At 68.2% G+C, this 21,897-nt stretch carries 22 protein-coding genes; 10 read left to right on the top strand and 12 right to left on the bottom strand.

The window, feature by feature from the left end; genetic code table 11:
- Positions 1-141 precede the first annotated feature (141 nt).
- The 4 genes from cysK to PWS46_RS00970 all read right to left on the bottom strand — a co-directional run bounded on the left by cysK (position 142) and on the right by PWS46_RS00970 (position 2,818).
- On the bottom strand, positions 142-1,101 hold the full coding sequence (cysK, locus tag PWS46_RS00985; RefSeq protein ID WP_434616867.1) for a cysteine synthase A: 960 nt from the start codon (positions 1,099-1,101) through the stop codon (positions 142-144).
- A gap of 158 nt (positions 1,102-1,259) precedes the next feature.
- The gene (locus PWS46_RS00980) at positions 1,260-1,715 is read right to left on the bottom strand and encodes an RrF2 family transcriptional regulator (RefSeq protein ID WP_434616865.1); all 456 of its coding nucleotides are present in this window, start codon (positions 1,713-1,715) and stop codon (positions 1,260-1,262) included.
- A gap of 165 nt (positions 1,716-1,880) precedes the next feature.
- On the bottom strand, positions 1,881-2,174 hold the full coding sequence (locus PWS46_RS00975) for a DUF2218 domain-containing protein (protein ID WP_434616862.1): 294 nt from the start codon (positions 2,172-2,174) through the stop codon (positions 1,881-1,883).
- A gap of 20 nt (positions 2,175-2,194) precedes the next feature.
- The gene (locus PWS46_RS00970; protein ID WP_434616859.1) at positions 2,195-2,818 is read right to left on the bottom strand and encodes a PadR family transcriptional regulator; all 624 of its coding nucleotides are present in this window, start codon (positions 2,816-2,818) and stop codon (positions 2,195-2,197) included.
- A gap of 195 nt (positions 2,819-3,013) precedes the next feature.
- Here PWS46_RS00970 and PWS46_RS00965 point away from each other — a divergent pair, with 195 nt between their 5' ends.
- The 6 genes from PWS46_RS00965 (at position 3,014) to PWS46_RS00940 (ending at position 9,818) form a co-directional block, all read left to right on the top strand.
- A complete protein-coding gene (locus PWS46_RS00965) occupies positions 3,014-4,942 on the top strand; it encodes a hypothetical protein (protein WP_434616856.1) in 1,929 nt (642 codons plus the stop codon).
- Between the two features lie 54 nt (positions 4,943-4,996).
- On the top strand, positions 4,997-6,001 hold the full coding sequence (gene trxB, locus PWS46_RS00960) for a thioredoxin-disulfide reductase (RefSeq protein ID WP_434616853.1): 1,005 nt from the start codon (positions 4,997-4,999) through the stop codon (positions 5,999-6,001).
- A 244-nt stretch (positions 6,002-6,245) separates the two neighbouring features.
- Complete coding sequence (locus PWS46_RS00955) at positions 6,246-7,256, top strand: ABC transporter permease (RefSeq protein WP_434616850.1); 1,011 nt, start codon at positions 6,246-6,248, stop codon at positions 7,254-7,256.
- Complete coding sequence (nikC, locus tag PWS46_RS00950) at positions 7,253-8,173, top strand: nickel transporter permease (protein WP_434616847.1); 921 nt, start codon at positions 7,253-7,255, stop codon at positions 8,171-8,173. Before PWS46_RS00955 ends, nikC begins: the two co-directional genes overlap by 4 nt.
- 2 nt (positions 8,174-8,175) lie before the next feature.
- Complete coding sequence (locus tag PWS46_RS00945) at positions 8,176-9,036, top strand: ABC transporter ATP-binding protein (protein ID WP_434616844.1); 861 nt, start codon at positions 8,176-8,178, stop codon at positions 9,034-9,036.
- Positions 9,037-9,038: 2 nt separating this feature from the next.
- Entirely contained in the window at positions 9,039-9,818 is a 780-nt protein-coding gene (locus tag PWS46_RS00940) for an ABC transporter ATP-binding protein (RefSeq protein ID WP_434616841.1), read from the top strand.
- Between the two features lie 29 nt (positions 9,819-9,847).
- Here PWS46_RS00940 and PWS46_RS00935 read toward each other — a convergent pair whose 3' ends face one another.
- Both PWS46_RS00935 and PWS46_RS00930 read right to left on the bottom strand, forming a co-directional pair.
- Complete coding sequence (locus tag PWS46_RS00935; protein ID WP_434616838.1) at positions 9,848-10,093, bottom strand: helix-turn-helix domain-containing protein; 246 nt, start codon at positions 10,091-10,093, stop codon at positions 9,848-9,850.
- 197 nt (positions 10,094-10,290) lie between these two features.
- Positions 10,291-12,171, bottom strand: coding sequence for an EAL domain-containing protein (locus tag PWS46_RS00930; protein ID WP_434616835.1), 1,881 nt, complete (start codon positions 12,169-12,171; stop codon positions 10,291-10,293).
- Positions 12,172-12,783: 612 nt separating this feature from the next.
- On the opposite strand from PWS46_RS00930, the gene PWS46_RS00925 reads away from it, so the two are divergent.
- Entirely contained in the window at positions 12,784-14,334 is a 1,551-nt protein-coding gene (locus PWS46_RS00925) for a helicase HerA domain-containing protein (RefSeq protein ID WP_434616832.1), read from the top strand.
- A 22-nt stretch (positions 14,335-14,356) separates the two neighbouring features.
- On the opposite strand, the gene PWS46_RS00920 is transcribed toward PWS46_RS00925, so the two are convergent.
- The gene (locus tag PWS46_RS00920; RefSeq protein WP_434616830.1) at positions 14,357-14,716 is read right to left on the bottom strand and encodes a type II toxin-antitoxin system PemK/MazF family toxin; all 360 of its coding nucleotides are present in this window, start codon (positions 14,714-14,716) and stop codon (positions 14,357-14,359) included.
- Here PWS46_RS00920 and PWS46_RS00915 point away from each other — a divergent pair.
- Entirely contained in the window at positions 14,715-15,260 is a 546-nt protein-coding gene (locus PWS46_RS00915) for a hypothetical protein (RefSeq protein ID WP_434616827.1), read from the top strand. The genes PWS46_RS00920 and PWS46_RS00915 overlap by 2 nt on opposite strands.
- 12 nt (positions 15,261-15,272) lie before the next feature.
- On the opposite strand, the gene PWS46_RS00910 is transcribed toward PWS46_RS00915, so the two are convergent.
- Positions 15,273-15,809: a substrate-binding domain-containing protein gene (locus PWS46_RS00910; RefSeq protein WP_434616824.1), complete on the bottom strand. Its 537-nt coding sequence runs from the start codon at positions 15,807-15,809 to the stop codon at positions 15,273-15,275.
- A 194-nt stretch (positions 15,810-16,003) separates the two neighbouring features.
- On the opposite strand from PWS46_RS00910, the gene PWS46_RS00905 reads away from it, so the two are divergent.
- A complete protein-coding gene (locus PWS46_RS00905; protein ID WP_434616821.1) occupies positions 16,004-16,897 on the top strand; it encodes a LysR substrate-binding domain-containing protein in 894 nt (297 codons plus the stop codon).
- Between the two features lie 32 nt (positions 16,898-16,929).
- Here the strand turns inward: PWS46_RS00905 and PWS46_RS00900 are convergent, their stop codons facing one another.
- Positions 16,930-17,940: a zinc-binding alcohol dehydrogenase family protein gene (locus tag PWS46_RS00900; RefSeq protein WP_434616818.1), complete on the bottom strand. Its 1,011-nt coding sequence runs from the start codon at positions 17,938-17,940 to the stop codon at positions 16,930-16,932.
- Between the two features lie 241 nt (positions 17,941-18,181).
- Between PWS46_RS00900 and PWS46_RS00895 the strand changes: the two genes are divergently transcribed.
- On the top strand, positions 18,182-18,517 hold the full coding sequence (locus tag PWS46_RS00895) for a hypothetical protein (protein WP_434616815.1): 336 nt from the start codon (positions 18,182-18,184) through the stop codon (positions 18,515-18,517).
- Positions 18,518-18,523: 6 nt separating this feature from the next.
- Here the strand turns inward: PWS46_RS00895 and PWS46_RS00890 are convergent, their stop codons facing one another.
- The 3 genes from PWS46_RS00890 to PWS46_RS00880 all read right to left on the bottom strand — a co-directional run bounded on the left by PWS46_RS00890 (position 18,524) and on the right by PWS46_RS00880 (position 21,888).
- Positions 18,524-19,690, bottom strand: coding sequence for a hypothetical protein (locus PWS46_RS00890; RefSeq protein ID WP_434616812.1), 1,167 nt, complete (start codon positions 19,688-19,690; stop codon positions 18,524-18,526).
- Positions 19,691-19,843: 153 nt separating this feature from the next.
- Entirely contained in the window at positions 19,844-20,557 is a 714-nt protein-coding gene (locus PWS46_RS00885; RefSeq protein ID WP_434616809.1) for a response regulator transcription factor, read from the bottom strand.
- A gap of 413 nt (positions 20,558-20,970) precedes the next feature.
- Complete coding sequence (locus PWS46_RS00880; RefSeq protein WP_434616806.1) at positions 20,971-21,888, bottom strand: DMT family transporter; 918 nt, start codon at positions 21,886-21,888, stop codon at positions 20,971-20,973.
- Between the last annotated feature and the right edge of the window lie 9 nt (positions 21,889-21,897).

Below are 21,897 nucleotides of genomic sequence, written 5' to 3'. Positions count from 1 at the left end.
CGGAAATGGCGGTGCGGTTGCCGGGAAGATTAGCCCAAAGAGCAAATTCCGTCAAATTTCGGGCCGGAATTTCGCCGCCAAGCTGCGAACCGACGCTGCGAAGCGGGGGCAAGGGTCGCCCCCACCCGCATCGGTACGGTCTTACTCCAGACCTTCGAACAGCGCGGTCGACAGGTAGCGTTCGGCGAAGGACGGCAGGATCACGACGATCTGCTTGCCGGCATTCTCCGCCCGGGCGCCGATCTCCAGCGCCGCGGCCAGCGCCGCGCCGGACGAGATGCCGACCGGCACGCCTTCCAGGCGGGCGACGCTGCGGGCGGTCTCGAAGGCGCGCTGGTTGGAGATGCGCACCACCTCGTCGATCAGCTCCTTCTTCAGGATGTCGGGGACGAAGCCGGCGCCGATGCCCTGGATCTTGTGCGGACCGGGCATGCCGCCGGACAGGACGGGGCTGTCCTCCGGCTCCACCGCCACCGCCTTGAAGGAGGGCTTGCGCGCCTTGATGACCTCGGCGGTGCCGGTCAGCGTGCCGCCGGTGCCGACTCCGGAGATCAGGAAATCGACCTGACCGTCGGTGTCCTTCCAGATCTCCTCCGCCGTGGTGGCGCGGTGGACGGCCGGGTTGGCGGTGTTCTTGAACTGCTGCAGCAGATAGGCGTTCGGGTCGGCGGCCAGGATCTCCTCCGCCTTGCGGATGGCGCCCTTCATGCCCTCCGCCGCCGGGGTCAGCACCAGCTCGGCGCCCAGCAGCTTCAGCATCTTGCGCCGCTCCACCGACATGCTTTCCGGCATGGTCAGGATCAGCTTGTAACCCTTGGCGGCGGCGACGAAGGCCAGCGCGATGCCGGTGTTGCCGGAGGTGGGCTCGACCAGCGTCGTGCGGCCGGGGGCGATGGTGCCGGCGGCCTCGGCGGCCTCGATCATGGCGCGGCCGATGCGGTCCTTGACGCTGGCCAGCGGGTTGAAGAACTCCAGCTTTCCGATGATCTGGGCCTTCACCCCCGCCTCGGCGGCGAGACGGTCGAGGCGCACCAGCGGCGTGGCGCCGATCGTATCGAGGATGCTGTCGTAGATCTTGCCGCGGAATTCCGGTGCAGCCATGATTCCACCTCTGAGATTTGTGTTATAAGTGAGTTCAACACCCCGGGCGGAGCATTATCCAGCCTCGGCACGCTGTCAAATGGCAAGTGGGGCAAATGGCAAGTGGGGTCCCCAGGCCATCCGCACCAGCCCAGTCCGACCGCATCAGCCCGACCGCATCAGATGGTGAAGTCGATCCGGTCCTCGGTTTCGCTCTCCACACCGGCGCGGCGGGCGCGCATGCACAGATCCTCGATGGTGATGGTGTCGAGCTTCACCATGCATTCTTCCTGCAGTTCGCCCCACAGCGGGCGCACCACCTGATGGCCCAGCACGGAACCGGCCGGCTCCTCGATCGGGTCGGTGGCGGTCTCCATCGCGCGGACGACCTTGACGATCTCGCCCAGCGTGATCCGCCGCCGCTCGCGCGCCAGCCGGTAACCGCCGCGCGGCCCCCGCACGCCGGCCAGCACGCCTTCGCGCACCAGCTGCTGCAGCACCTGTTCCAGATACCGCTTCGGAATGCCCTGGCGCCGGGTGATCTCCCCCGACTGCACCGGCTCGGTGCCCGCGTTGTAGGCGATGTCGAGGACCGCCTCGATGGCGAACATCAGCTTCTTGGAGATGCGGAGCATCACGAACGACTCCCGGTGATCTGTCCATGGGCGGCCCGGCGGTGGAAAACCGCCTTCTCTCCCATTCCCGCCTGTTGGTTAAGAACCGTTTTACACCGCTGGCGCGGTAATTCTCAACAGGATTTGTCGCAGACAGATTCGGGAAAATGCGCCCTCACCCCACATTCACTCCACCAGGCCCCAAGTCACCTCGCCCAGATCCTCACGGAAGGCGAAGCGTTTCAGGTGGTCGATCACCACCCCCTGCATGCGCTCCATCTGCCCGGCGTCCGCCACCTCCAGAGTCAGGGTCAGCCCCGCATCGTCGGCCGCCATGCGGCAGCGGCTGTCGGGGCTGAAGGGGACGAGTCCCTGGGTCTCGTCATAAACGACCTCGAACTTGTGCGCCCAATGCTTGCACAGCTGGGTCATGTAGCGGCGCCCGTTCGGCGTCGCGATGCGCGCGGTCGATGCGGCCATGGTCATTGTCTCCTGCTTGGTCAGATGCGTTCGACGCTGCGGGCGGCGTTGTCGATGATGTCGGCGATGGCCTGGGTCTGCTCCGTCGTCAGGTCGCCGCGCGACAGGCGCATCCGCAGGGCCATCTTGAAGTTCTCGACGGCGCGGACGATCTGCGGCGACGATTCACGCTGGCGGCAGGCCTTCGCATGGGCGATGCGCTCGCGCACCGCCGCCACCGTCTGCGCCGCCGCCGCCAGCGCCGCCGTGCCCTCCTCCGTGATCTCGTAGAGCTTCTTGTTGCCCTCGGTGGCGCCGACTCGGATGTGGCCCTGCTCCTCCAGCAGGGTCAGCGTCGGATAGACGACGCCGGGGCTGGGGCTGTAGGCACCGCCGACCATCTCCTCGATCGTCTTGATCAGGTCATAGCCGGAGCGCGGCTTCTCCGCGATCAGCCACAGCAGGACCAGGCGCAAATCGCCATGGTCGAAGATGCGCCGCTCCCCGCGCCCACCCTTGCCGTGGCCACCCCAGCCTTCCCAGCCGCCGCGATGGCCGTGGCGCCCGTGCCGGCCGCGGCCTTCCCCCCGTCCCTCCCCCATCTCGTCGTCGAAGTCCGGACGGGAGAAGCGGCGGCCGTGGCCGTGAAACAGATGCCGAAACATGGAACCCTCTCTAGATGCAGTTTCGATATAACGAAAACTTAGATATATCGAAACCCGCTCTTCGACAAGGGGGTTCTTGTGGGTGGGCGTCGGCACCGACGGACAAAACGCGTCCGTCCGCAAATCACTGTCGCCCGCCCGGCCGAAGGGGCTATAACCGACGCCCTGGCATTGCTATCGCGCGTGTGTGTCCTCATGCCCCTTCGGATCGAGACCTTTTCCAACGTCACCGGCGGCTCCAGCTTCTTCAAGGCGGTGGGCCACCCGCTGGCGGCGCCCAAGGCCGCGATCCTGATCGCGCGGCTGGCCTCCTTCGGCCCGGTTGCGGTCTATGACCCGCTGGGCCTGCTGTCGGGGCTGGCGGAGTTCTATGACCTGTCGTCGATCGACATCGGCGGCATCTATGTCCAGGACGTGGAACAGGTGGGCCGCGAGGTGTTCGGCCATGCCGCCCGCCCGGTCACCGACCTGCCGTCCAGCGGCGCCCGCACCGTCTTCATCGTCGCCTTCGACTCCCAACGGCTGGAAGGCCACATCGCGCATCTGATCCCGAAGCAGGCCGGCGTCGTCTCGCTCGACGCCATGCGCGTGCCGGAGGACATGCTGAACGATCCCGGCCACTATCTGTCGAAGTTCAACTGGGCGACCAACTTCGCCTGGTTCCGCGACGGCGCCGGCCACCACACCCGCGTGGTGTCGGCCAATTACTGGCCGCGCTATGGCGCCAAGGGCACCCGGCTGTGGGCCTGTCTGTTCGACGGCGAGGGCCGCCCCATCGCCGACTGGACGGAGCCGATGCCACCGACCGACGGCACCGTGGTGATCGACAGCCGTCAGGTGCGCGAGCGCTTCAAGCTGTCCGACTTCTGCGGCTCGCTGTTCCTGCATGTCATCGGCGCCGCAGGGCATGACGTGGTCAAATACGCGCTCGACACCTATGGCGACGACGAGACGGTGCTGTCCTGCACCCACGACGCCAATGCGTGGCCGGCCGACCTCTATGCCGGCCTGCCCGCCCCGCGCGAGGGCGAGCGGGTGACCCTGTGGATCCAGAACAGCCACCCGACGCCGATCCCGGCCGGCGCCGTCGGCCTGAACCTGATGGGCTCGGCCGACATCCGCAGGCTCGACCAGCCGGTCCCGGCCTTCGCCACCGTCGAACTGGACGTCGCCGACCTGTTCCCCGAGGCGCGCTGGCCGCAGCAGTTCGAGGTGCAGGCCGGCAAGCATTTCGTCCGCCCGCGCTACGAGATCGTCGCCGCCGACGGTCGCCGCCGCATGGCCCATGCCAATGTCGAGCGCACCGACCTGAAGCCCGACCCCAAGTTGCCGCAACTGACCGGCGGTGCCATCGACAAGGGCGTGGTCGGCAAGGGCCACATCCTGCCGGCGCCGCTTCTGCCGATGGGCCGCTGGCGCACCACCCTGCTGCCGACGCCGATGAGCACGGCGCAGACCGAGTTGCCGGTGAAGGCGGTGGTCTACGACCGCAACGGCGCCGAGATCGCCGAACACCGCTTCGGCAACCTGAAGCGCTCCGACAGCGTGGCGCTGGACGTGACCGGGCTGGTCGCCGACAAAAGCGTCGTCGACGGTTGGGGCCATGTCGAACTCGTCTATGATTTCGAGGCCGGAACGATGGCCGACGGCTGGCTGCACGCGCTGGTCCGTTACGAGGACGTAACGACCGGCCATGTGGCGGAGACCAGCTTCGGCAGCCACATGTTCAACATGGCGATGGTCTATCGCGACGAGCCGCAGAGCTACCATGGCCGTCCGCCGGGCCTGTCGACCCGCCTGTTCCTGCGGCTGGGCACCGACCCGTGGGACACGCTCTGCCACCTCGTCTACCCTGCCTCGACCCAGTGGCATGCCACGTCCGACACCAGCCTGATCCTGGTGCGGCGCGACGGCGTCGAAGTGGCGCGCAAGCGGCTGGCGATCCCCTGCGGCGGCTCGCGTTTCTGGCGCTATCACGAGATGTTTACCGAAGCGGAACGGTTGGCGGCGGGCGAGCATGCCTATGTGCTGATCCGCGACACCACCTGCCGCCTGTTCGGCTACCATGGCTGCCTTGCTGCCGGTGACAGCGCCTTCAGCCTCGACCATATGTTCGGTTTCTAGAGCCGTTCCAAAAACGCACCACGTCATTTGCCGATACAGAGCGGGATCAGACCCATGGCCACCACGCACCACACCAAGGTCCTCATCATCGGCGCCGGCCCGGCCGGCTACACCGCCGCCATCTATGCCGCGCGCGCCAATCTGGAACCGCTGATGGTCCAGGGCATGCAGCCGGGCGGCCAGCTGATGATCACCACCGATGTGGAGAATTACCCCGGCTTCGCCGATCCGATCCAGGGCCCCTGGCTGATGGAGCAGATGCAGAAGCAGGCGGAGCATGTCGGCACCAAGATGGTGTTCGACCTGATCACCGACGTCGACTTCAGCCGGCGTCCCTTCGTCTGCAAGGGCGACAGCGGCGACACCTACACCGCCGACAGCGTCATCATCGCCACCGGCGCCCAGGCGCGCTGGCTCGGCATCTCGACCGAGGAGATCTATCGCGGCTTCGGCGTGTCGGCCTGCGCCACCTGCGACGGCTTCTTCTTCCGCGGCAAGGAGGTCGCGGTGATCGGCGGCGGCAACTCCGCGGTGGAGGAGGCGCTGTACCTGACCAACCACGCCACCAAGGTGACGGTCATCCACCGCCGCGACAGCTTCCGCGCCGAACGCATCATGCAGGACCGCCTGTTCCGCCACCCGAAGATCGAGGTGGTGTGGGACAGCACGGTGGAGGAGATCGTCGGCGAGGGCGACGGCACCTTGGGCAACCCGCGCGCCGTCACCGGCGTCCGCGTGAAGAACGTCAAGTCGGGCGAGGAGCGCGTGATCCCGGTGGCCGGCGTCTTCGTCGCCATCGGCCACGAGCCGGCGACCGGCATCTTCAAGGGCAAGGTGAAGATGGACGAGTCGGGCTACATCGTCACTGCCCCCGATTCGACCGCCACCGACATCGCGGGCGTCTTCGCCGCCGGCGACGTGAAGGACAAGGTCTATCGTCAGGCCGTCACCGCCGCCGGCATGGGCTGCATGGCCGCGCTGGAGGCCGAACGCTGGCTCGCCCACCACGAACCGGCCGCCGGCGCCCATGGCGATCCGAGCCCGGCGGGGACGTGGTGAGCTGAAAAAGCCCTCTCCCGTCCCGGGAGAGGGAGGGGACCCACGAAGTGGGGAGAGTGAGGGGAAAGGCAAAGGTCCTGAACCGCATGGTTCCTTGGATCACCCCTCACCCTTCCCATGCTTCGCATGGGCCCCTTCCCTCTCCCGGGGCGGGAGAGGGAGATTACCCCCCTATGCCCTTGACGGGCTTTGCACAAAGCCCCGACTGTGATTCCTTAGCGCGTCCAATCGCGAGGGAGTCCACTTGCCTACGCTGAAACGCGGCCTGACCCTGCTGGTCACGGTCGCCGCCACCCTGCTGGGCCTGCTGCTGGTCACGTTTCTGATCGGCCGCGTCGTGCCGATCGACCCGGTGCTGTCCGCGCTCGGCGACCGCGCCAGCGCCGAAAGCTATGCGCAGATGCGCACGCAGCTGGGCCTCGACCTGCCGCTGTGGCAGCAGTTCCTCCACTATGTCGGCGATGTGCTGCAGGGCGACCTCGGCACCTCGGTGCTGACCTCCCGCCCGGTGCTGGAGGACGTGCTGCGCGTCTTCCCGGCGACGCTGGAGCTGGCGACGGTCGCCGTCGTGCTCGGCGCGCTGCTGGGCGTGCCGGCGGGCGTGTTCGCCGCCACCAATCGCGGGCGCTGGCCCGACCACGCCATCCGGCTGCTCGGCCTGATCGGCCATTCGGTGCCGATCTTCTGGCTGGGGCTGATGGCGCTGCTGCTGTTCTACGCCAAGCTGGACTGGGTGCCGGGACCGGGGCGGGTCGATGTCTTCTATGAGGGCATGATCGATCCGGTGACCGGCCTCGTCACCGTCGACGCCCTGCTGGCCGGCGAGAGCGAGATCTTTTGGAACGCCGTTCATCATCTGGTTCTGCCGTCGGCCATCCTCGGGCTCTACAGCGTTGCCTACATCGCGCGGATGACGCGCGGCTTCATGCTGGACCAGCTTCGCCAGGAATACATCACCACCGCCCGGGTGAAGGGCCTGTCGGAGACCCGTGTGGTCTGGGGCCATGCGCTGCGCAACATCGCGGTGCCGCTGATCACCGTCATCGCCCTGTCCTATGCCAGCCTGCTGGAAGGGTCGGTGCTGACCGAGACGGTGTTCGCCTGGCCGGGACTTGGCCTCTACATCACCAATTCGCTGCTCAGCGCCGACATGAACGCGGTGCTGGGCGGGACGCTGGTGGTCGGCGCGGTCTTCATCGCGCTGAACCTGCTGTCCGACCTGCTCTATCGCCTTCTGGATCCGCGTGCCCGATGACCGTACGCACCGACCCCCGATCCGCCGGCTGGCGGGAGTGGCTTTCCACCGACACGCCGCGGTCCCGCGCGCAGGCACGGCTGGGCCGCGCCTGGGCCGGCTGGACCGGCTTCCGCCGCAACCGACTGGCCGTCGCCGGGCTGCTGATCGTGCTGGCGCTGGTCGTCGTCGCGGCGCTGGCCCCGGTGCTGGCGCCCTACCATCCCTATGCCCAGAATCTGGACAACCGGCTGATGCCGCCGAGTACGGCCCATTGGCTGGGCACCGACGCCTTCGGCCGCGACATCCTCTCGCGCCTGATCCATGGCGCGCGGCTGACGCTGATGATCGTGGCGCTGGTGGCGGCGACGGCGCCGCTGGCCGGTCTGATCATCGGCACCGTCGCCGGCTATTTCGGCGGCTGGGTCGACACCGTGCTGATGCGCATCACCGACATCGCGCTGGCCTTCCCCAAGCTGATCTTGGCGCTGGCCTTCGTCGCCGCGCTCGGTCCCGGCATCGAGAACGCGGTGATCGCCATCGCCATCACCTCCTGGCCGCCCTATGCCCGCATCGCGCGGGCGGAGACGCTGACCGTCCGCCGCGCCGACTTCATCAGCGCCGCCCGGCTGCAGGGCGCGTCCAGCCTGCGCATCATCCTCGGCCACATCATGCCGCTGTGCATCGCCTCGCTGATCGTGCGGACGACGCTGGACATGGCCGGCGTGATCCTGACCGCCGCCGGGCTGGGCTTCCTCGGCCTCGGCGCCCAGCCGCCGCTGCCGGAATGGGGGGCGATGATCGCCAGCGGCCGGCAATATGTGCTGGAGCAATGGTGGGTCGCCGCCATGCCCGGTCTCGCCATCTTCATCGTCAGCCTGGGCTTCAACCTGCTGGGCGATGGCTTGCGCGACGTGCTGGACCCGAAGGGGGACTGACGATGACCAACCAAAAGATGGCAGACAATACCCCCCTGCTCGAAGTCTCCAACCTCCGCGTCGCCTTCCCTACCCGCACCGGCATGGCCGAGGCGGTGCGCGGCGTCTCCTTCACGCTGGGCCGGGAGAAGCTGGGCATCGTCGGCGAATCGGGATCCGGCAAGTCGATGACCGGCCGCTCCATCCTGCGCCTCGTCCCGCCGCCGGGCCGGGTCACCGCCGACCGGCTGGCCTTCAACGGCGAGGATCTGCTGACGGCCTCGTCCAGGCGCATGCGCGACATCCGCGGCCGGCGCATCGCCATGGTGATGCAGGACCCGAAATATTCGCTGAACCCGGTGATGACCGTCGGCCGCCAGATCGCCGAGGCCTACCGCGTCCACAGCAAGGCCGGCGCCGCCGAGGCCCGGCGCCGCGCGTTGGAGATGCTGGCCGCCGTGCGCATCCGCGATCCGGAGCGGGTCTATGACCGCTACCCGCACGAGGTGTCGGGCGGCATGGGCCAGCGCATCATGATCGCGATGATGCTGATCCCCGACCCCGACCTGCTGATCGCCGACGAGCCGACCTCGGCGCTCGACGTCACCGTGCAGATGCAGGTGCTGGCGATCCTCGACGACCTCTGTTCGCAACGCGGCATGGGCATGATCTTCGTCAGCCACGACCTGAACCTCGTCGCCTCCTTCTGCGACCGCATCCTCATCATGTATGCCGGCCGGGTGGTGGAGAGCTGCCGCGCGTCGGAGCTGCATGCCGCCCAGCACCCCTACACCCGCGGCCTGCTGGCCAGCCTGCCGAAGATCGACGAGCCGCCGGGCGACCTGCCGGTGCTGAGCCGCGACCCCGCCTGGTTGGAGGCGTAAGGATGATGATCGACATCCAAGATTTGCGGGTCAGTTTCGGCGATGGCGCCGATGCCGTCACCGCTGTGGACGGCGTCACCCTGTCGGTGCGGGAGGGGGAGAGCTTCGGCCTCGTCGGCGAGTCCGGCTCCGGCAAATCGACCGTCCTGCGCGCGGTCAGCGGCCTGAACGACGACTGGACCGGCCGCATCGCCGTCGCCGGCATCGATCAGGGACCGAAGCGGCAAAAGGGCTTCTACAAGCTCTGCCAGATGGTGTTCCAGGACCCCTACGGCTCGCTGCACCCGCGCCACACCGTGGACCGCATCCTGGCCGAACCGATCGCCATCCATGGGCTGGGCGATGCCGACGCCCGCATCGACCGGGTGTTGCGCGATGTCGGGCTGGGCCCTTCCTTCCGCTTCCGCTATCCGCACCAGCTGTCGGGGGGCCAGCGCCAGCGCGTCGCCATCGCCCGCGCCCTGGTGCTGGAGCCGCGCGTCCTGCTGCTGGACGAGCCGACCTCGGCGCTCGACGTGTCGGTGCAGGCGGAGATCCTGAACCTGCTGCGCCGGCTTCGGGCGGAGCATGGCCTGACCATGGTGCTGGTCACCCACAACCTCGCCGTCGTCGCCAACCTGTGCGACCGGCTGGCGGTGATGAACCGCGGCCGTCTGGTCGAGGAGATGAGCGTCGAGGAGTTGCGCCGGGGTGCGGCGCGCGAGCCCTACACGCTGCAACTCCTGCGCGCCAGCCTGGGCTACGACCGCGCGACGGCGGAGAGCTTCCGGGATTATGCGTGAGGGGACAACCGCGTCACACCGCTTTGCGATCACTCGGCCGCGAGAACCTGGGCGACCATGTCGGGCTGCTTTTCGATGACGCGCAGATAGGATGCGACGGCGGCATCCGGCTCCCGCCGCCCTTGCTCCCATTCCTGGAGCGTGCGCAGCGGAATGCCGAAGCGCTCGGCGAAGGCCTCCTGCGACAGGCCGGTCGAACGACGAACCCGCTTCGCCAGGGGCGGGTGCCTCATGGCGGCGAGTTGCTCGTCGGTGAAGGTTTCGCGGTCGCTCATCTGCATCACCATCGGTCTAGGACGCCGTCGCTCAGGAGTTGAGCGCTAAAATAAGCGCCACACATCATGCGCTTCTGTCAGCCGTCATTCCCGCGAAGGCGGGAATCCAAACTTTATAAGTACTTGCACTGGAAATTCTGGATCCCCGCCTTCGCGGGGATGACGGCCGATAATCGTCGCAAGAAAGATACAGGCGCTCACCCCAGCCGCACCACGCACAGCTTGTCGTCCGCTCCCTTGGCGGCGGCCTTGTGGTCGGCGATGGCGGCGTTGACGGCGTCGGGGGTCAGTTGACTGCAGCCCGGCGGGATCACCACGGCCACGCCGCTGGCTGCCAGTAGCGGGAAACGCCGCACCGCGCCATAGCGATCCTTGGCCAGGAACCCGCCGCTGACCCGTGTTTCGGCGTCGTACAGGCTTTCGGCGTCGGAGCGGAACAGCGCCAGCAGTTCCACCAGCCGGGCCAGCACCTCTTCCTCCTCGCCGCCACTGACGCCCAGGAAGAAGTCGTCGCCGCCGATATGGCCGGCGAAGGCGTCGGCGTCGATGGCGGCCCCGGCGCTGCCGGCCCAGGCCTTCAGCCGCTCGCTGAACATCAGGATGGCGCGGTCGCCCTGGCGGAAGCCGAAATTATCGTTGAATGGTTTGAAGTTGTCGAAATCCAGATAGGCCAGCACATGGCCGCGGCCCCCATCGGCCAGCGCCCCTTCGATGTGGCGCAGGATTGCCGCGTTGCCGGGCAGGCGCGTCAGCGGGTTCTGGTCGGTCGCCATCGCCAGGTTGCGCTCATGCACCAGCCGCAGCAGGGCGCCGCTCGACAGCACGCCGGCATAGGCGCCGCCCTCCACGATCACGATCCCGTCGGCGGCGGATTCGGTGGAGAAGGCCTCGATCACCCGGTCCAGCGGGGTGGAGATGTCGCAGACCGGCGAACGGATGACCAGATCGTCCAGCCGGTCGCCCAGGCCGCGGTTGCGCAGCAACTCTCCGCCGAAGCGCGAGTAGACGTAGCGCTTCAGGTCGCGCTCGCGGATCAGGCCGAGCGGCCGGTCATGCTCGTCGACGATGGGGGCGATGGGCGCGCTGCCGTCGCGGCGGAAATAATCCAGCAGCTCGGTCTTGCGCGCGTCGCCCCGCAGCGGCGGCAGCCGTTCGATCACCTCCGACAGGCGGCGGTGCGACTCGCTGGGCTGGCGGCGGTCCTGGCGGTTGAGGTCCTCCACCATCGCATAGCGGTTGGGCAGCCCGGTCAGATCCACCCGCGGCCGGGCGATCAGGAAGCCTTGCGCGAAGTCGCAGCCGAGATCGCGGCAGGTGTAGAACTCGGTCGCGGTCTCCACACCCTCCGCCACGATCTGGATGCCCAGCGCATGGGCATGGCCGGCCAGCGCCGCCACCAGCGCCCGCTTGCGTGAATCCGCGTCGATGCCGGCGATGAAGAAGCGGTCGATCTTCACGTAATCCGGCCGCGCCTCGTACAACGTGCGCAGGCCGGAATGGCCGACGCCGAAATCGTCGATGGCGATGCCGACCCCGCTCTGGCGGTAACGGTCCACCGCCGCGTCCACAGCGACGCCGCTGGGCACCGGCCGGCTTTCCGACAGTTCCAGCACGATGCCGCTGTTGCGCGAGGCCGCCGGATCGCGGGCGAGCCAGGGCGAGTCGGGCCGGCCGATCAGCCGGGCGTCCAGGTTCAGGAAAAGCTTCGCCTCGCTCCACCCCGACAGCGCGCGGTAGGCGGCGACCGCCTTGGCATGAAGCGCCGTCTCCACCGTCGCCAGCAGCCCGGCGGCCTCGGCCGCGTCCAGCAGCTCGCCAGCATTGGCGAAGCCGGTGCGCTCGAACCCGCGCAGCAGCGCCTCATAGCCGTGGCAGCGGCCGGACCGCAGCTGGACGATGGGTTGGAAGGCGTAGCGCAAGTGCCCGACCGCCGATGCCCAATCGAACGCCGCGGCGGCACCGTCGGCGGAGCGGACGGCGGTCCAGGTCGCGCCATAGGACCCGGAGGCATCGATTGCCGTCCGCCCGGTTTTCGCCCCGGCAGTGGCCCCGGCTATAGTCGTGGTCAGCACAGTCATCGCTCGGTCCGCCAGCGCCGATCCGGCATGAGATCAGCATCCGCTTGTAACAGAGCTTGTTTGCGGTTTCATGACCGCAGCGTCACGTTGTTGCGCAACACACTCTCCCGCCGCAGACGCGGCGGAACGGGCAGGACCTGAAATCTGGTTGATCACGGATCGATTATGCACACGGTGCGGTAGAATGCGCGTTGCTCGCACCACCGTGCATCGCTATGCATGCAGTGGTGGGAACCGGGCGGCGGAATGGCCACCGCCCGCGTCCCACCTACCTGGGAGCACAGAGTGGAAAAAGCACTCGTCCTCCTGGTCCTGGTGCTTCAGCTGATCAAGGCGATCCTCGATCTGCTGAAGTAACCGGACCGGACGGGGGGTGCGGTAGCCGCCGCACCCTCCTGTCCGCAACAATATGGTCAAACCGCCCTCCGCCGCAAGACCCACCCCACCACCGGAGCGCTCATCCGGGCCGTTGCCGCTCAATCGGCCGGAGAGTGGTTCCCCCTCCGCGGCCCGCCCGTCCCGAATCGAATCCTCGTATCGCCGCGCCCGCCTGCGCTATAGGAAGGCCCCGCCAATCATGAGGGCGGTTCGGGTGAGTGGGAGGCGAGCGGCATGAAGGTCGGCATCGACATGGGGGCGACGAACGCGGGCAGCGCCGCGACGCTCGACCTGGAGGAGTTGCTGGCGACCCGTCTGCTGGTCCAGGGCAATTCCGGCTCCGGCAAGTCGCACCTGCTGCGCCGGCTGATAGAACAGAGCGCCCAATGGGTGCAGCAGGCGGTGATCGACCCGGAGGGCGACTTCGTCACGCTGGCCGAACGCTTCGGCCATGTGGTGGTCGAGGCCGACGAGCACAGCGAGGCGGCGCTGCAGTCGGTCGCCGCCCGCGTGCGCCAGCACCGCGTCTCCGTCGTCCTGAACCTGGAGGGGCTGGACGCGGAAATGCAGATGCGCCACGCCGCCGCCTTCCTGGGCGGGCTGTTCGATGCCGACCGCGACTTCTGGTATCCGATGCTGGTGGTGGTGGACGAGGCTCAGCTGTTCGCCCCCTCTGCCGCCGGCGAGGTGTCGGACGAGGCGCGCAAGGTTTCGCTCGGCGCCATGACCAACCTGATGTGCCGCGGGCGCAAGCGCGGGCTGGCCGGGGTGATCGCCACCCAGCGTTTGGCCAAGCTGGCGAAGAACGTCGCCGCCGAGGCGTCCAACTTCCTGATGGGCCGCACCTTCCTCGACATCGACATGGCGCGCGCCGCCGACCTGCTGGGCATGGAGCGCCGGCAGGCGGAGATGTTCCGCGACCTGGAGCGCGGCCATTTCATCGCGCTGGGACCCGCTCTGTCGCGCCGGCCGCTGCCGCTGCGCATCGGCGCGGTGGAGACCCAGGGCCGCACCGGCAGCCCGACCCTGATGCCGCCCCCCGCCACCCCGGTTGCGGATGCCCGCGACCTGATCTTCACCACCACCGGGCCGGAGCCGCCGCGCTACGTCCGCCGCCCCTCCACCTCGGCCAGTGCCGACCTGATGGCGCAGCTGGCCCGCGGCCGCCCCGCCGCCCCGCCGCCGTCCCCCGACGATGACGCGGAACAGCCGGCGCTGCTGCCCCTGGAGCCGGAGGAAACCCCCGAACAGGCCGCCGGGCGCGAGGCCCAATACGATCAGGTTCTGACCGAGGTGCTGGCCGATCCGGAGGCGCCCTACCGCTCGCTGGCGGTGCTGTACCAGGATTTCCTGGTGCGCTGCCGGGGACGCGGGGTGGATGGCGACCGGCTGGCCCTGCCCGCCTTCCGCCGCCGTCTGGCGACCGCCCGCGCCGGGGCCGGCAGCGGCGACGATCCCGCCTGGCAGCGCGCGACGGAGGTCGCCGCCACCCTGGCGGAGGACATCCAGCCGGTCTTCCTGCTGCTGGCCCGCGCCGCGCTGGACCACGCCCCCTGCCCGTCCGACGCCGACGTGGCGCGCGCCTGCGGCAGCCGGTCGAAGGGACGCGGCCGCCGCCTGCTGACCTACATGGAACAGCGCGGCTTCATCACCAGCCGCAGCGGCCTGGGCAACACCCGCGCCATCACCCTGCCGGCCCTGGGCTGGGAAACCGCGCTGGGCGACCCCAACGCCGACGACGCGGCCGACGCCCCCGATGAGGGCGGGCTGTTCGCGGCGGGGTGAGACGTCAATCTCTCAAGACTTATCAGAGTACGATCCTGATGCGGCGGATCGCTTCGGATACCACGTCCTCGGATGCGTGATCTTCGTACTGAACGCTCCTGGCTTGGTAATCCAGCGTCCGTATTTCGGAGAGAATCACCACGCCGTTGACACGGCCTGCCCTTACCGGCAACTCGAACCCGCTGAGCTTGCCTGATTTCGAGGTGATCGGAGACACCATCACCAGCCCAGTGCCGACGTTGTACGCATCCTGCGACAGAACCAGTCCGTAATGCGGCCCCGCCTGCTCATGCCCGACGGAAGGCGTCCAGTTGAGATGCACGACATCTCCACGAGCGGGAACATATCCGGCACTGGAGAAGTCGTCGCCCCTCTTCGGCATGTCAAAGGGTCTCCTTCCCGACGGGTTGGTCAGTCATGAAGCCCGCGGTCAATTTGGCGATCTTTTCCCGATCATAGTCTCTCAGCATGTCTTCTATAGTCTGGGGACGGTCCTCGCGCGCATCGTCGAGCATCCTGGTCAGATCCGACTTCAACATGAGGACGAACTCCTGACCGCGACGGTTGATTTCCACGGCGCCTTTGGTGGCCGCCGCATCGAGAATCTTTCCGCCTGCCTTGTTCAAGTCGGTCGCACGGTAGGATGCGGAGACGTTGAAGCTCCGGGGCATTTACCACTCCATGGACAGGTGCGAATAACTGTAAATTATGGAATTGATGGAAAATCGTCAAGTCTGCCGGGGCAGTCCTTCGTTCCCGGGGCGGCAGGCCGCCTACCGGAATTTCTGCATGAACAGAAGGTCGAGCCAGCGGTCGAACTTGACGGCCTGAATCCGGCAGCCGGCTTCAAAGAAGCCAAAGCCGAAATTCGAAATGATGAAAAGGGCCGCTCGCAGAGCGGCCCTTTGGAAGCGGAAGGACAGTGAACCGTCCGCCGCTCAGCTCCCGGCCGTCGGCGCGCTCACCGGCTTGCCGCTCTGGCTCCAGCTGGTGACGAAGTCGTTGACGCCGGGCACCGCCATCCGGTGCGAGTCCTTGACGTAAACGAAGCGCTTCGGCCCGAAATCATATTCGGTCAGCGTGATGCCGGCGGTGCGGCAACGCTTGTACTCGGCGGCACTGATCGGGCGGTCGGACGCCACCATGTCGGGATGGTCCAGTCCGACCCCGGCGCAGAAGGCGCGGAAGCCGGCGGCGGTGCCACGGGCGTCCAGATGCGGCTTGGTGTCGGGACCGCCGTCATATTTGGCCGCCGCCTGATCGATGGTGCCGCGCAGGGCCGGGCTGCCGACGATCCAGATGCCGCGGGCTTCCGGCGGCGGCTTCGGCACGGCCGGCGGCGGAAGGGCGGCGGTCTGTTGCGGCGGCGGCATGGTGCCCGGCATCTGGCAGCCGGCGAGCAGGGCGGCAGCGGCGAGCGCAAAGACCAGAGGTTTAAGAGTCACTCTGCCGGCCGGCGCGGAAAAACGGATCATCGGGCGTCTCACTCCTCAAGCATCGTCAGGCATCCGGGCGGCAAGGCCCGGGGGCTGACAATGAGAACGCCCCCGCCCGGCTTCAACGGCCCGGCCACCGCTTGTCCCACAGGCCACCCCGATGCGCCGCTCGCCATCCATGAACAATCGCGATAGGATGGACACCACCGATGACTATCCGGAATGCATGCCCCATGTCCCTGCCCGATCTGGAGATCGACGCGTTGCGCGCCTTCGTCACCGTGGCGGAGGCCGGCGGATTCACCGCGGCGGCCGAACGGCTGGGCCGGACCCAGTCGGCGATCAGCGTCAAGGTCAAGAAGCTGGAGGACATGCTCGGCCGCCGGGTGTTCGAGCGCACCAGCCGGTCGCTGGCGCTGACCCATGACGGCGAACTGCTGATGGGCTATGCCCGCCGCCTGCTGGACCTGAACGACGAGACGGTGCGCCGCTTCACCGAACCCGCGGCGGAGGGCGAATTGCGGCTGGGCGTCGCCGAATATTTCCTGTCCGACCATCTGCCCCATGTGCTGCGCCGCTTCGCCAAGCTGCACCCGCGCCTGCACATCGACGTGCGGGTGGGAATGTGCAGCGATCTGGTCACGGCGCTGGATACCGGGGAGCTGGACCTCGTGATCTCGCGCCGCGATGCCGGCGACAGTCGCGGGCGCGCCATCTGGACCGAGCCGATGCGCTGGATCGCCGCCCCCGGTCTGGAAATCCCGGCCGACGGCCCCCTGCCCTTCTGTGCCCTGCCGGCCCCTTGCGTCTTCCGCAACCGCGGGCTGGCGGCGCTGGGCGAAACCGGCCGGTCCTGGCGGGTGGTCTACACCAGCGCCAGCGTCATGGGGGTCCAGGCCGCCGTCCGCGCCGGGCTGGGGGTGGCGGTGCTCAGCGAATCCTCGGTGCCCGAGGGCGTGCGCCGGCTGGGGATGGAGGACGGCCTGCCCGAGCTGGGCAATGTCGAAATGGCGATCTTCGGCGAGACGCCGCGCAACCGCCGCCTCGCCGAACCGCTGGTCGGCTTCATCGTGGAAAGCCTGGCGGCGATGCGCCCGGCCCGCCCGCCGCTCGCCCTGGCCGGGTAAAGCGGCAGGCCGAAGCGGCGGGGGGACTCCGGTCAGAAGCCTTCCAGCACCAGCTTGCCGCGGGCCTTGCCCGATTCGATCAGGGCATGGGCCTTGCGCAGGGTGGCGGCGTCGATGCGGCCCAGCGTTTCCGTCAGCGTCGTGCGCAGGGTGCCGGCATCGACCAGCCGCGAAACCTCGGTCAGCAGCTCGTGCTGGGCGATCATGTCGGCGGTCTGGAACAGCGACCGGGTGAACATCAGCTCCCAATGGAGCGAGACGCTCTTGCGCTTCAGCAGGCGGACGTCGATGGGCTCCGGATCGTCGATCAGGCCGATATGGCCCTGCGGCGCCACCAGCTCGACCAGATCCTGGAAATGGCGGTCGGTCGCGTTGGTGGAGAAGATGTAATCGACGCCGGCCAGCCCCAGCGCCTTCACCTGCTCCGCCATCGGCCGGCTGTGGTCGATCACGTCATGGGCGCCCAGCTCGCGCACCCAGTCGGCGGTTTCCGGACGCGAGGCGGTGGCCAGCACCCGGACCTTGGTCAGCCGGCGGGCCAGCTGGATGGCGATGGAGCCGACGCCGCCGGCCCCGCCGACGATCAGCAGCGATTTCCCGTCACCTCCCTCACGCGGCAACCCCAGCCGGTCGAACAGCATCTCCCAGGCGGTGATGGCGGTCAGCGGCAGGGCGGCGGCCTCGGCGACGCTCAGGCTGGCCGGGCGGGCGCCGACGATGCGTTCGTCGACCAGATGAAACTCGCTGTTGGTGCCGGGACGGTCGATGGCGCCGGCATAGAACACCGCGTCGCCGGGGCGGAACAGGGTCACGTCCGGCCCGACCGCCTCGACGATGCCGGCGGCGTCGAAGCCCAGGACGCGCAGGTCACCCTCGGCCGGCGAGGCGTTGCGGCGCAGCTTGGTGTCCACCGGGTTGACCGACACCGCCTCCACCCGGACCAGCAGGTCGCGGCCGGCGGGCGTCGGGCGGTCGATCTCGACATCGATCAGCGCGTCGGCATCGGTGACGGGCAGGGACTTGCGGTAGCCGATGGCTTTCATGATGGCCTCGTCTTCTTGCTGTGGAGGAAGTCGGGACACAGGATGACGGTGCCAATCGGATATGTGAAATTCATAGTTCTTGTTTCATCCATCCAAAACCGCGATGGACGATCCGTCGCCTCACCTGCTCCGGACAGGGTGACGCCAAAGGGGTATGGAATAGCCGGGCGGGTTGGGCTGTTTGTACCGATGACCGCTTTCCTCACCGATCCCGGTCCTCCGCAAGACAGGAAGCAAGGCCATGCGCACCATCCGACCGACGATCCTGCCGAAGATGCTGACCGCCCTGCTTCTGGCCGCGGGTGCGGCCACGCTGTCCGGCTGTGTCGCCTACGATGGCTACGATCCCTATTATCCAGCCTACGGCGGGCCAGTGGTGGCGCCGCCGCCCACCGTCTATGCGGTGCCGCCGCCGGTCATCGTGCAGCCCGGCTACCGCTACCGCTCGTGGGACGACGACCGCGGCCGGAGAGATCGCGATTGGGGCGACCGCGGCTGGCGCCGGCGGGGATGGGACCACAACGGCGACCCGCATGCATGGGAACGCCCCGGTGGCCCGCATGGCTGGGGCCGCTAGGACTCGTCAGGCGGCAGACGCCGGCACCCGATCGGCGCGGTTGCGCAGCACCAGGACGGTGTGGTCGTCGTCGCACACCGCGCCGTCGCGCAGCAGGACCAGCGCCGCCAGCGTCGGTTCGACCATGCGCAGGTCACGGCGGATGAACAGGGCGGGCAGCCGGGCGCATCCGCCGGTGTAGAGCACGACGTGGTCGCCCGGTCCCCACAGCAGATGCACCGCCGCGGGAGCCAGCGGGTTGAAGCCGATCAACGCCCAGCGCCCGCCGAGCGCCGTCAGTTCCTGCGGGCGCACAACCGCCCCGGCCACGGTGCCGAGCGCGGTATAGTCCACGGCCCTACCGTCGAAGCGCAGAACCGCGACGGCGGCCCGTCCGATCTGCGCCAGGGTCTTGTCCTCGGAAAGCCCCAGTTCGGGCCGCCCCTTCAGATCGCGCCGGATCGCATTGACCACCATGGGCGCCGGGAGGCCGGGCACCGTGGCGGCGACCACCGTCTCCACCTGCCGGATCACCCCGGGCGTCATCACCGTGGGGGGATAGCGGGGAGGACCATAGATGTCGCAACCGCCCTCGGCATCGGCGGCGGCATTGCCGCCGGCCACCGTGTCGCCGTCGATCATCAGCGCGATTCCGCAGGGGCCGTCCCCGCCGCGGGCGGGAGCGCAGCTGACATACCAATGGTCGATGAAGGGGCCGCCCCGCGCGGCCTCGCCCCCGCCCCGCTCGACCATCACCGCTCCGGTCTGCACCATGGCGTCGGCCGGCGGCGCATCGTCCGCCCCCGGCCGCAGAACGCGGGCCAGCAGCGCCGAGCCGATGCCCGGCGTCACATGGACGTGGAAGCGGTCGGCCTGCGCCCGAACCGTTTCCAGCGCGATGCCCAGCCCGGCAAGCGCATCGTCCTCGGAGGGCGCCGGCGGTTCGGGGGTGTCGGGATCGCGGTCGTAGGCCAGGCACTCGACGCCGGCGCCCGACCGCATCCGCGCGATCAGCAGTGTCCCGTCCGGGCGGCCCAGCGCATGTTCGGCCAGCGCGGCCACCAGCCGGTCCAGCCGGTCCGCCTCTTCGTCCGCCAGCACGCCCTCGGCCCGCTCCGCCGCGATCCGACGCGCCGTGGCGATGTCGTCGGGCGACGCCACGGCGATGCGACGGTGACCATGATCGGGGAACATCGAACCGCTCCTGTCGGCGTTCTGGTTGCTCTTCGCCAGAACCTTACAATCCCTTTGGGGTCAATCCCATGCAAAGGACACGTCTCGTCTCATTTTTTGCCCGGCCGGAGCCGCGCGAAGCGCAACCTTCAGGACTTGGCTTCGCGTGCTGCGTCAGGATGCCGCCACTTCCATGATCGCCGACTGGGCCAACTGGCGGACGGGAAGCCCATGGGGCAGGTCGCGCCCGCGCAGCATCTCCGCCGCCTCCCACAGGCGGCCCAGCCCGACGATGGACCGGCAGCCGGTCTTTTCCATGATGCGGGCGCGGTGGACCTCCACCGTCTTGATGCTGATGCCCAGTTCCCAGGCGATGGTCTTGCTCTGCTTGCCCTCGACGATCAGTTCCAGGACCTCCGACTCGCGGCGGCTCAGCAGGGCCAGTCGGCGGACGGCGTCGCGGCTGCGGTCGCGCTGCTGTGCCTGGGGATTGCCGGAGGCGAGGCAGGCTCGCAGCCGTTCCAGGAAGGCCGGGATGGCGAAGGGATGGGCGATGCAGTCCATGGCGCCGGCCTTCATCGCGGCCACGGCGGCGTCGACGTCGCCCTGCTCGGTCACCACCAGCACCGGCAGGTCATGCCCGTGCAGCGAGGCCTCCGCCATGAATTCGATGGCGGTCATGTCCGGCAGGTCGCTGCGCAGGACGATGCAGGAGGACGCGGTGCCCAGCACGGCCAGCGCGTCGGCGGCGGTGCTGTGGACCCGGCAGGCGATCCCGACGGCGCCCAGCGCCCGCGAGAGCGTGCTGCGCGACAGCAGGTCGCCGTCGACGATGTGAACCAGGCAGGCGGTTTGCGTGTAGGCGGGCGCGGACATTTGCAGGGGCATCTTGGGACCTCCACCACATCGGACCGGCGAACAGCGCCGGCTCCACATGACGATCGATCCGACACCGAACCGCCGCCATGACCCGCATTTTAGCGGTCATCCCTTATTGACCGCCGCAGGCGCGAGGGATAGTGGGGCTGTCTAAAGGGATATCGGGGATATTATACGGGCGAACACCCGAACAAGAAATCCAATCAAAGCGCTATCCCGTGGCGCAACACAAAACCGGATGGCGAACTTCCCAAATATATTCGCAAGTTCTTCTTATGGGCCAATTGCCAGCCAACAGGAAGCGCCGTCCCAATTTTGTCCCACACGGGACAATCAATTCTTAGCTTTTTTATTTCTTCAGCGTAGTCCGAAAATTTCTCTTTGCCGGAAATTTTCTTATTGCCGCCGGCCGCCGCCTCCGCTCAGGCGCGGCGGCGGGTCGCCAGGACGATGCCGGCGGCGATCAGCGCGATGCCGGCCCCGTGATAGAGATGCGGCTGCTCGCCCAGGAACAGGATGGCCAGCAGGCTGCCGAAGACCGGCACCAGATGGATGGCGAGACCGGCGGTGTTGGGACCCAGCAGTTCCACCGCCCGGTTGAAGCACAGATAGGCGGCGATGGACGGGAACAGCACGGTATAGCCGACCGCCAGCAGCGTGATGCCGCTGGCCTGCACCGGATGCCCGCTCAGGCTCTCCCAGATATAGAAGGGCAGCAGTTCCACCGCGCCGATGGCGAAGGTGACGACGACGAAGCTCAGGCCATGGATCGCCGGCCGGCGGCGCAGCAGCGTGGTGTAGGCGGCATAGATCACCACCGCCGCCAGCATCCAGACGTCGCCGGCATTCAGCTCCAGCCCCAGCAGCGTCGCCGGATCGCCGTGGGAGATCAGCGTCATCGCGCCGGCCAGGGAGACGGCGATCCCGACCCCCTGCATCGCCCCGATCCGGTCGCGGAACAGGACGAGGCTCATCAGCACGATCATCACCGGCATCGACGACTGCAGCATCACGCAGTTCAGCGCGGTGGTCGTGTTCAGCGCGATGTATTGAAAGGTGTTGTAGATGCCGATGCCGAGCGTGCCCAGCAGCAGGACGCTCTTCCACCGCGCCAGGATCGGCGTGATGTCGTGGCGCAGGTGCGGCCAGGCGAAGGGCAGCACCACCAGCATGCCCAGGCACCAGCGCCAGAAGGCCAGACCGATGGGCGGCACCGCCCCGGCGACCGCGCGCCCCAGGACCGCGTTGCCGGCCCAGAACAGGGGCGGCAGCATCATCAGCAGCCAGGCCTGATCGGCCAGACGGGATCCTTTGGCGGAGGCGACGCGGTCGGCGGGCATCGGGCTGTC

It is taken from the genome of Azospirillum sp. B2RO_4, assembly GCF_051124815.1.
In the GTDB taxonomy this organism is placed as follows: domain Bacteria; phylum Pseudomonadota; class Alphaproteobacteria; order Azospirillales; family Azospirillaceae; genus Azospirillum.
The sequence above is the reverse complement of the archived record's forward strand: the minus strand, read 5'-3'. Positions and strand labels throughout refer to the sequence as shown.

Coding starts and splice junctions, on each gene's coding strand:
- PWS46_RS00905 (WP_434616821.1), top strand. CDS start 16,004: ATGTCCCTGCCCGATCTGGAGATCGACGCGTTGCGCGCCTTCGTCACC.
- PWS46_RS00880 (WP_434616806.1), bottom strand. CDS start 21,888: ATGCCCGCCGACCGCGTCGCCTCCGCCAAAGGATCCCGTCTGGCCGAT.
- PWS46_RS00965 (WP_434616856.1), top strand. CDS start 3,014: ATGCCCCTTCGGATCGAGACCTTTTCCAACGTCACCGGCGGCTCCAGC.
- trxB (WP_434616853.1), top strand. CDS start 4,997: ATGGCCACCACGCACCACACCAAGGTCCTCATCATCGGCGCCGGCCCG.
- PWS46_RS00890 (WP_434616812.1), bottom strand. CDS start 19,690: ATGTTCCCCGATCATGGTCACCGTCGCATCGCCGTGGCGTCGCCCGAC.
- PWS46_RS00885 (WP_434616809.1), bottom strand. CDS start 20,557: ATGCCCCTGCAAATGTCCGCGCCCGCCTACACGCAAACCGCCTGCCTG.
- PWS46_RS00935 (WP_434616838.1), bottom strand. CDS start 10,093: ATGAGCGACCGCGAAACCTTCACCGACGAGCAACTCGCCGCCATGAGG.
- PWS46_RS00975 (WP_434616862.1), bottom strand. CDS start 2,174: ATGGCCGCATCGACCGCGCGCATCGCGACGCCGAACGGGCGCCGCTAC.
- cysK (WP_434616867.1), bottom strand. CDS start 1,101: ATGGCTGCACCGGAATTCCGCGGCAAGATCTACGACAGCATCCTCGAT.
- PWS46_RS00920 (WP_434616830.1), bottom strand. CDS start 14,716: ATGCCGAAGAGGGGCGACGACTTCTCCAGTGCCGGATATGTTCCCGCT.
- PWS46_RS00945 (WP_434616844.1), top strand. CDS start 8,176: ATGACCAACCAAAAGATGGCAGACAATACCCCCCTGCTCGAAGTCTCC.
- PWS46_RS00980 (WP_434616865.1), bottom strand. CDS start 1,715: ATGCTCCGCATCTCCAAGAAGCTGATGTTCGCCATCGAGGCGGTCCTC.
- PWS46_RS00970 (WP_434616859.1), bottom strand. CDS start 2,818: ATGTTTCGGCATCTGTTTCACGGCCACGGCCGCCGCTTCTCCCGTCCG.
- PWS46_RS00910 (WP_434616824.1), bottom strand. CDS start 15,809: ATGATCCGTTTTTCCGCGCCGGCCGGCAGAGTGACTCTTAAACCTCTG.
- PWS46_RS00915 (WP_434616827.1), top strand. CDS start 14,715: ATGTCAAAGGGTCTCCTTCCCGACGGGTTGGTCAGTCATGAAGCCCGC.
- PWS46_RS00930 (WP_434616835.1), bottom strand. CDS start 12,171: ATGACTGTGCTGACCACGACTATAGCCGGGGCCACTGCCGGGGCGAAA.
- PWS46_RS00940 (WP_434616841.1), top strand. CDS start 9,039: ATGATGATCGACATCCAAGATTTGCGGGTCAGTTTCGGCGATGGCGCC.
- PWS46_RS00895 (WP_434616815.1), top strand. CDS start 18,182: ATGCGCACCATCCGACCGACGATCCTGCCGAAGATGCTGACCGCCCTG.
- nikC (WP_434616847.1), top strand. CDS start 7,253: ATGACCGTACGCACCGACCCCCGATCCGCCGGCTGGCGGGAGTGGCTT.
- PWS46_RS00925 (WP_434616832.1), top strand. CDS start 12,784: ATGAAGGTCGGCATCGACATGGGGGCGACGAACGCGGGCAGCGCCGCG.
- PWS46_RS00900 (WP_434616818.1), bottom strand. CDS start 17,940: ATGAAAGCCATCGGCTACCGCAAGTCCCTGCCCGTCACCGATGCCGAC.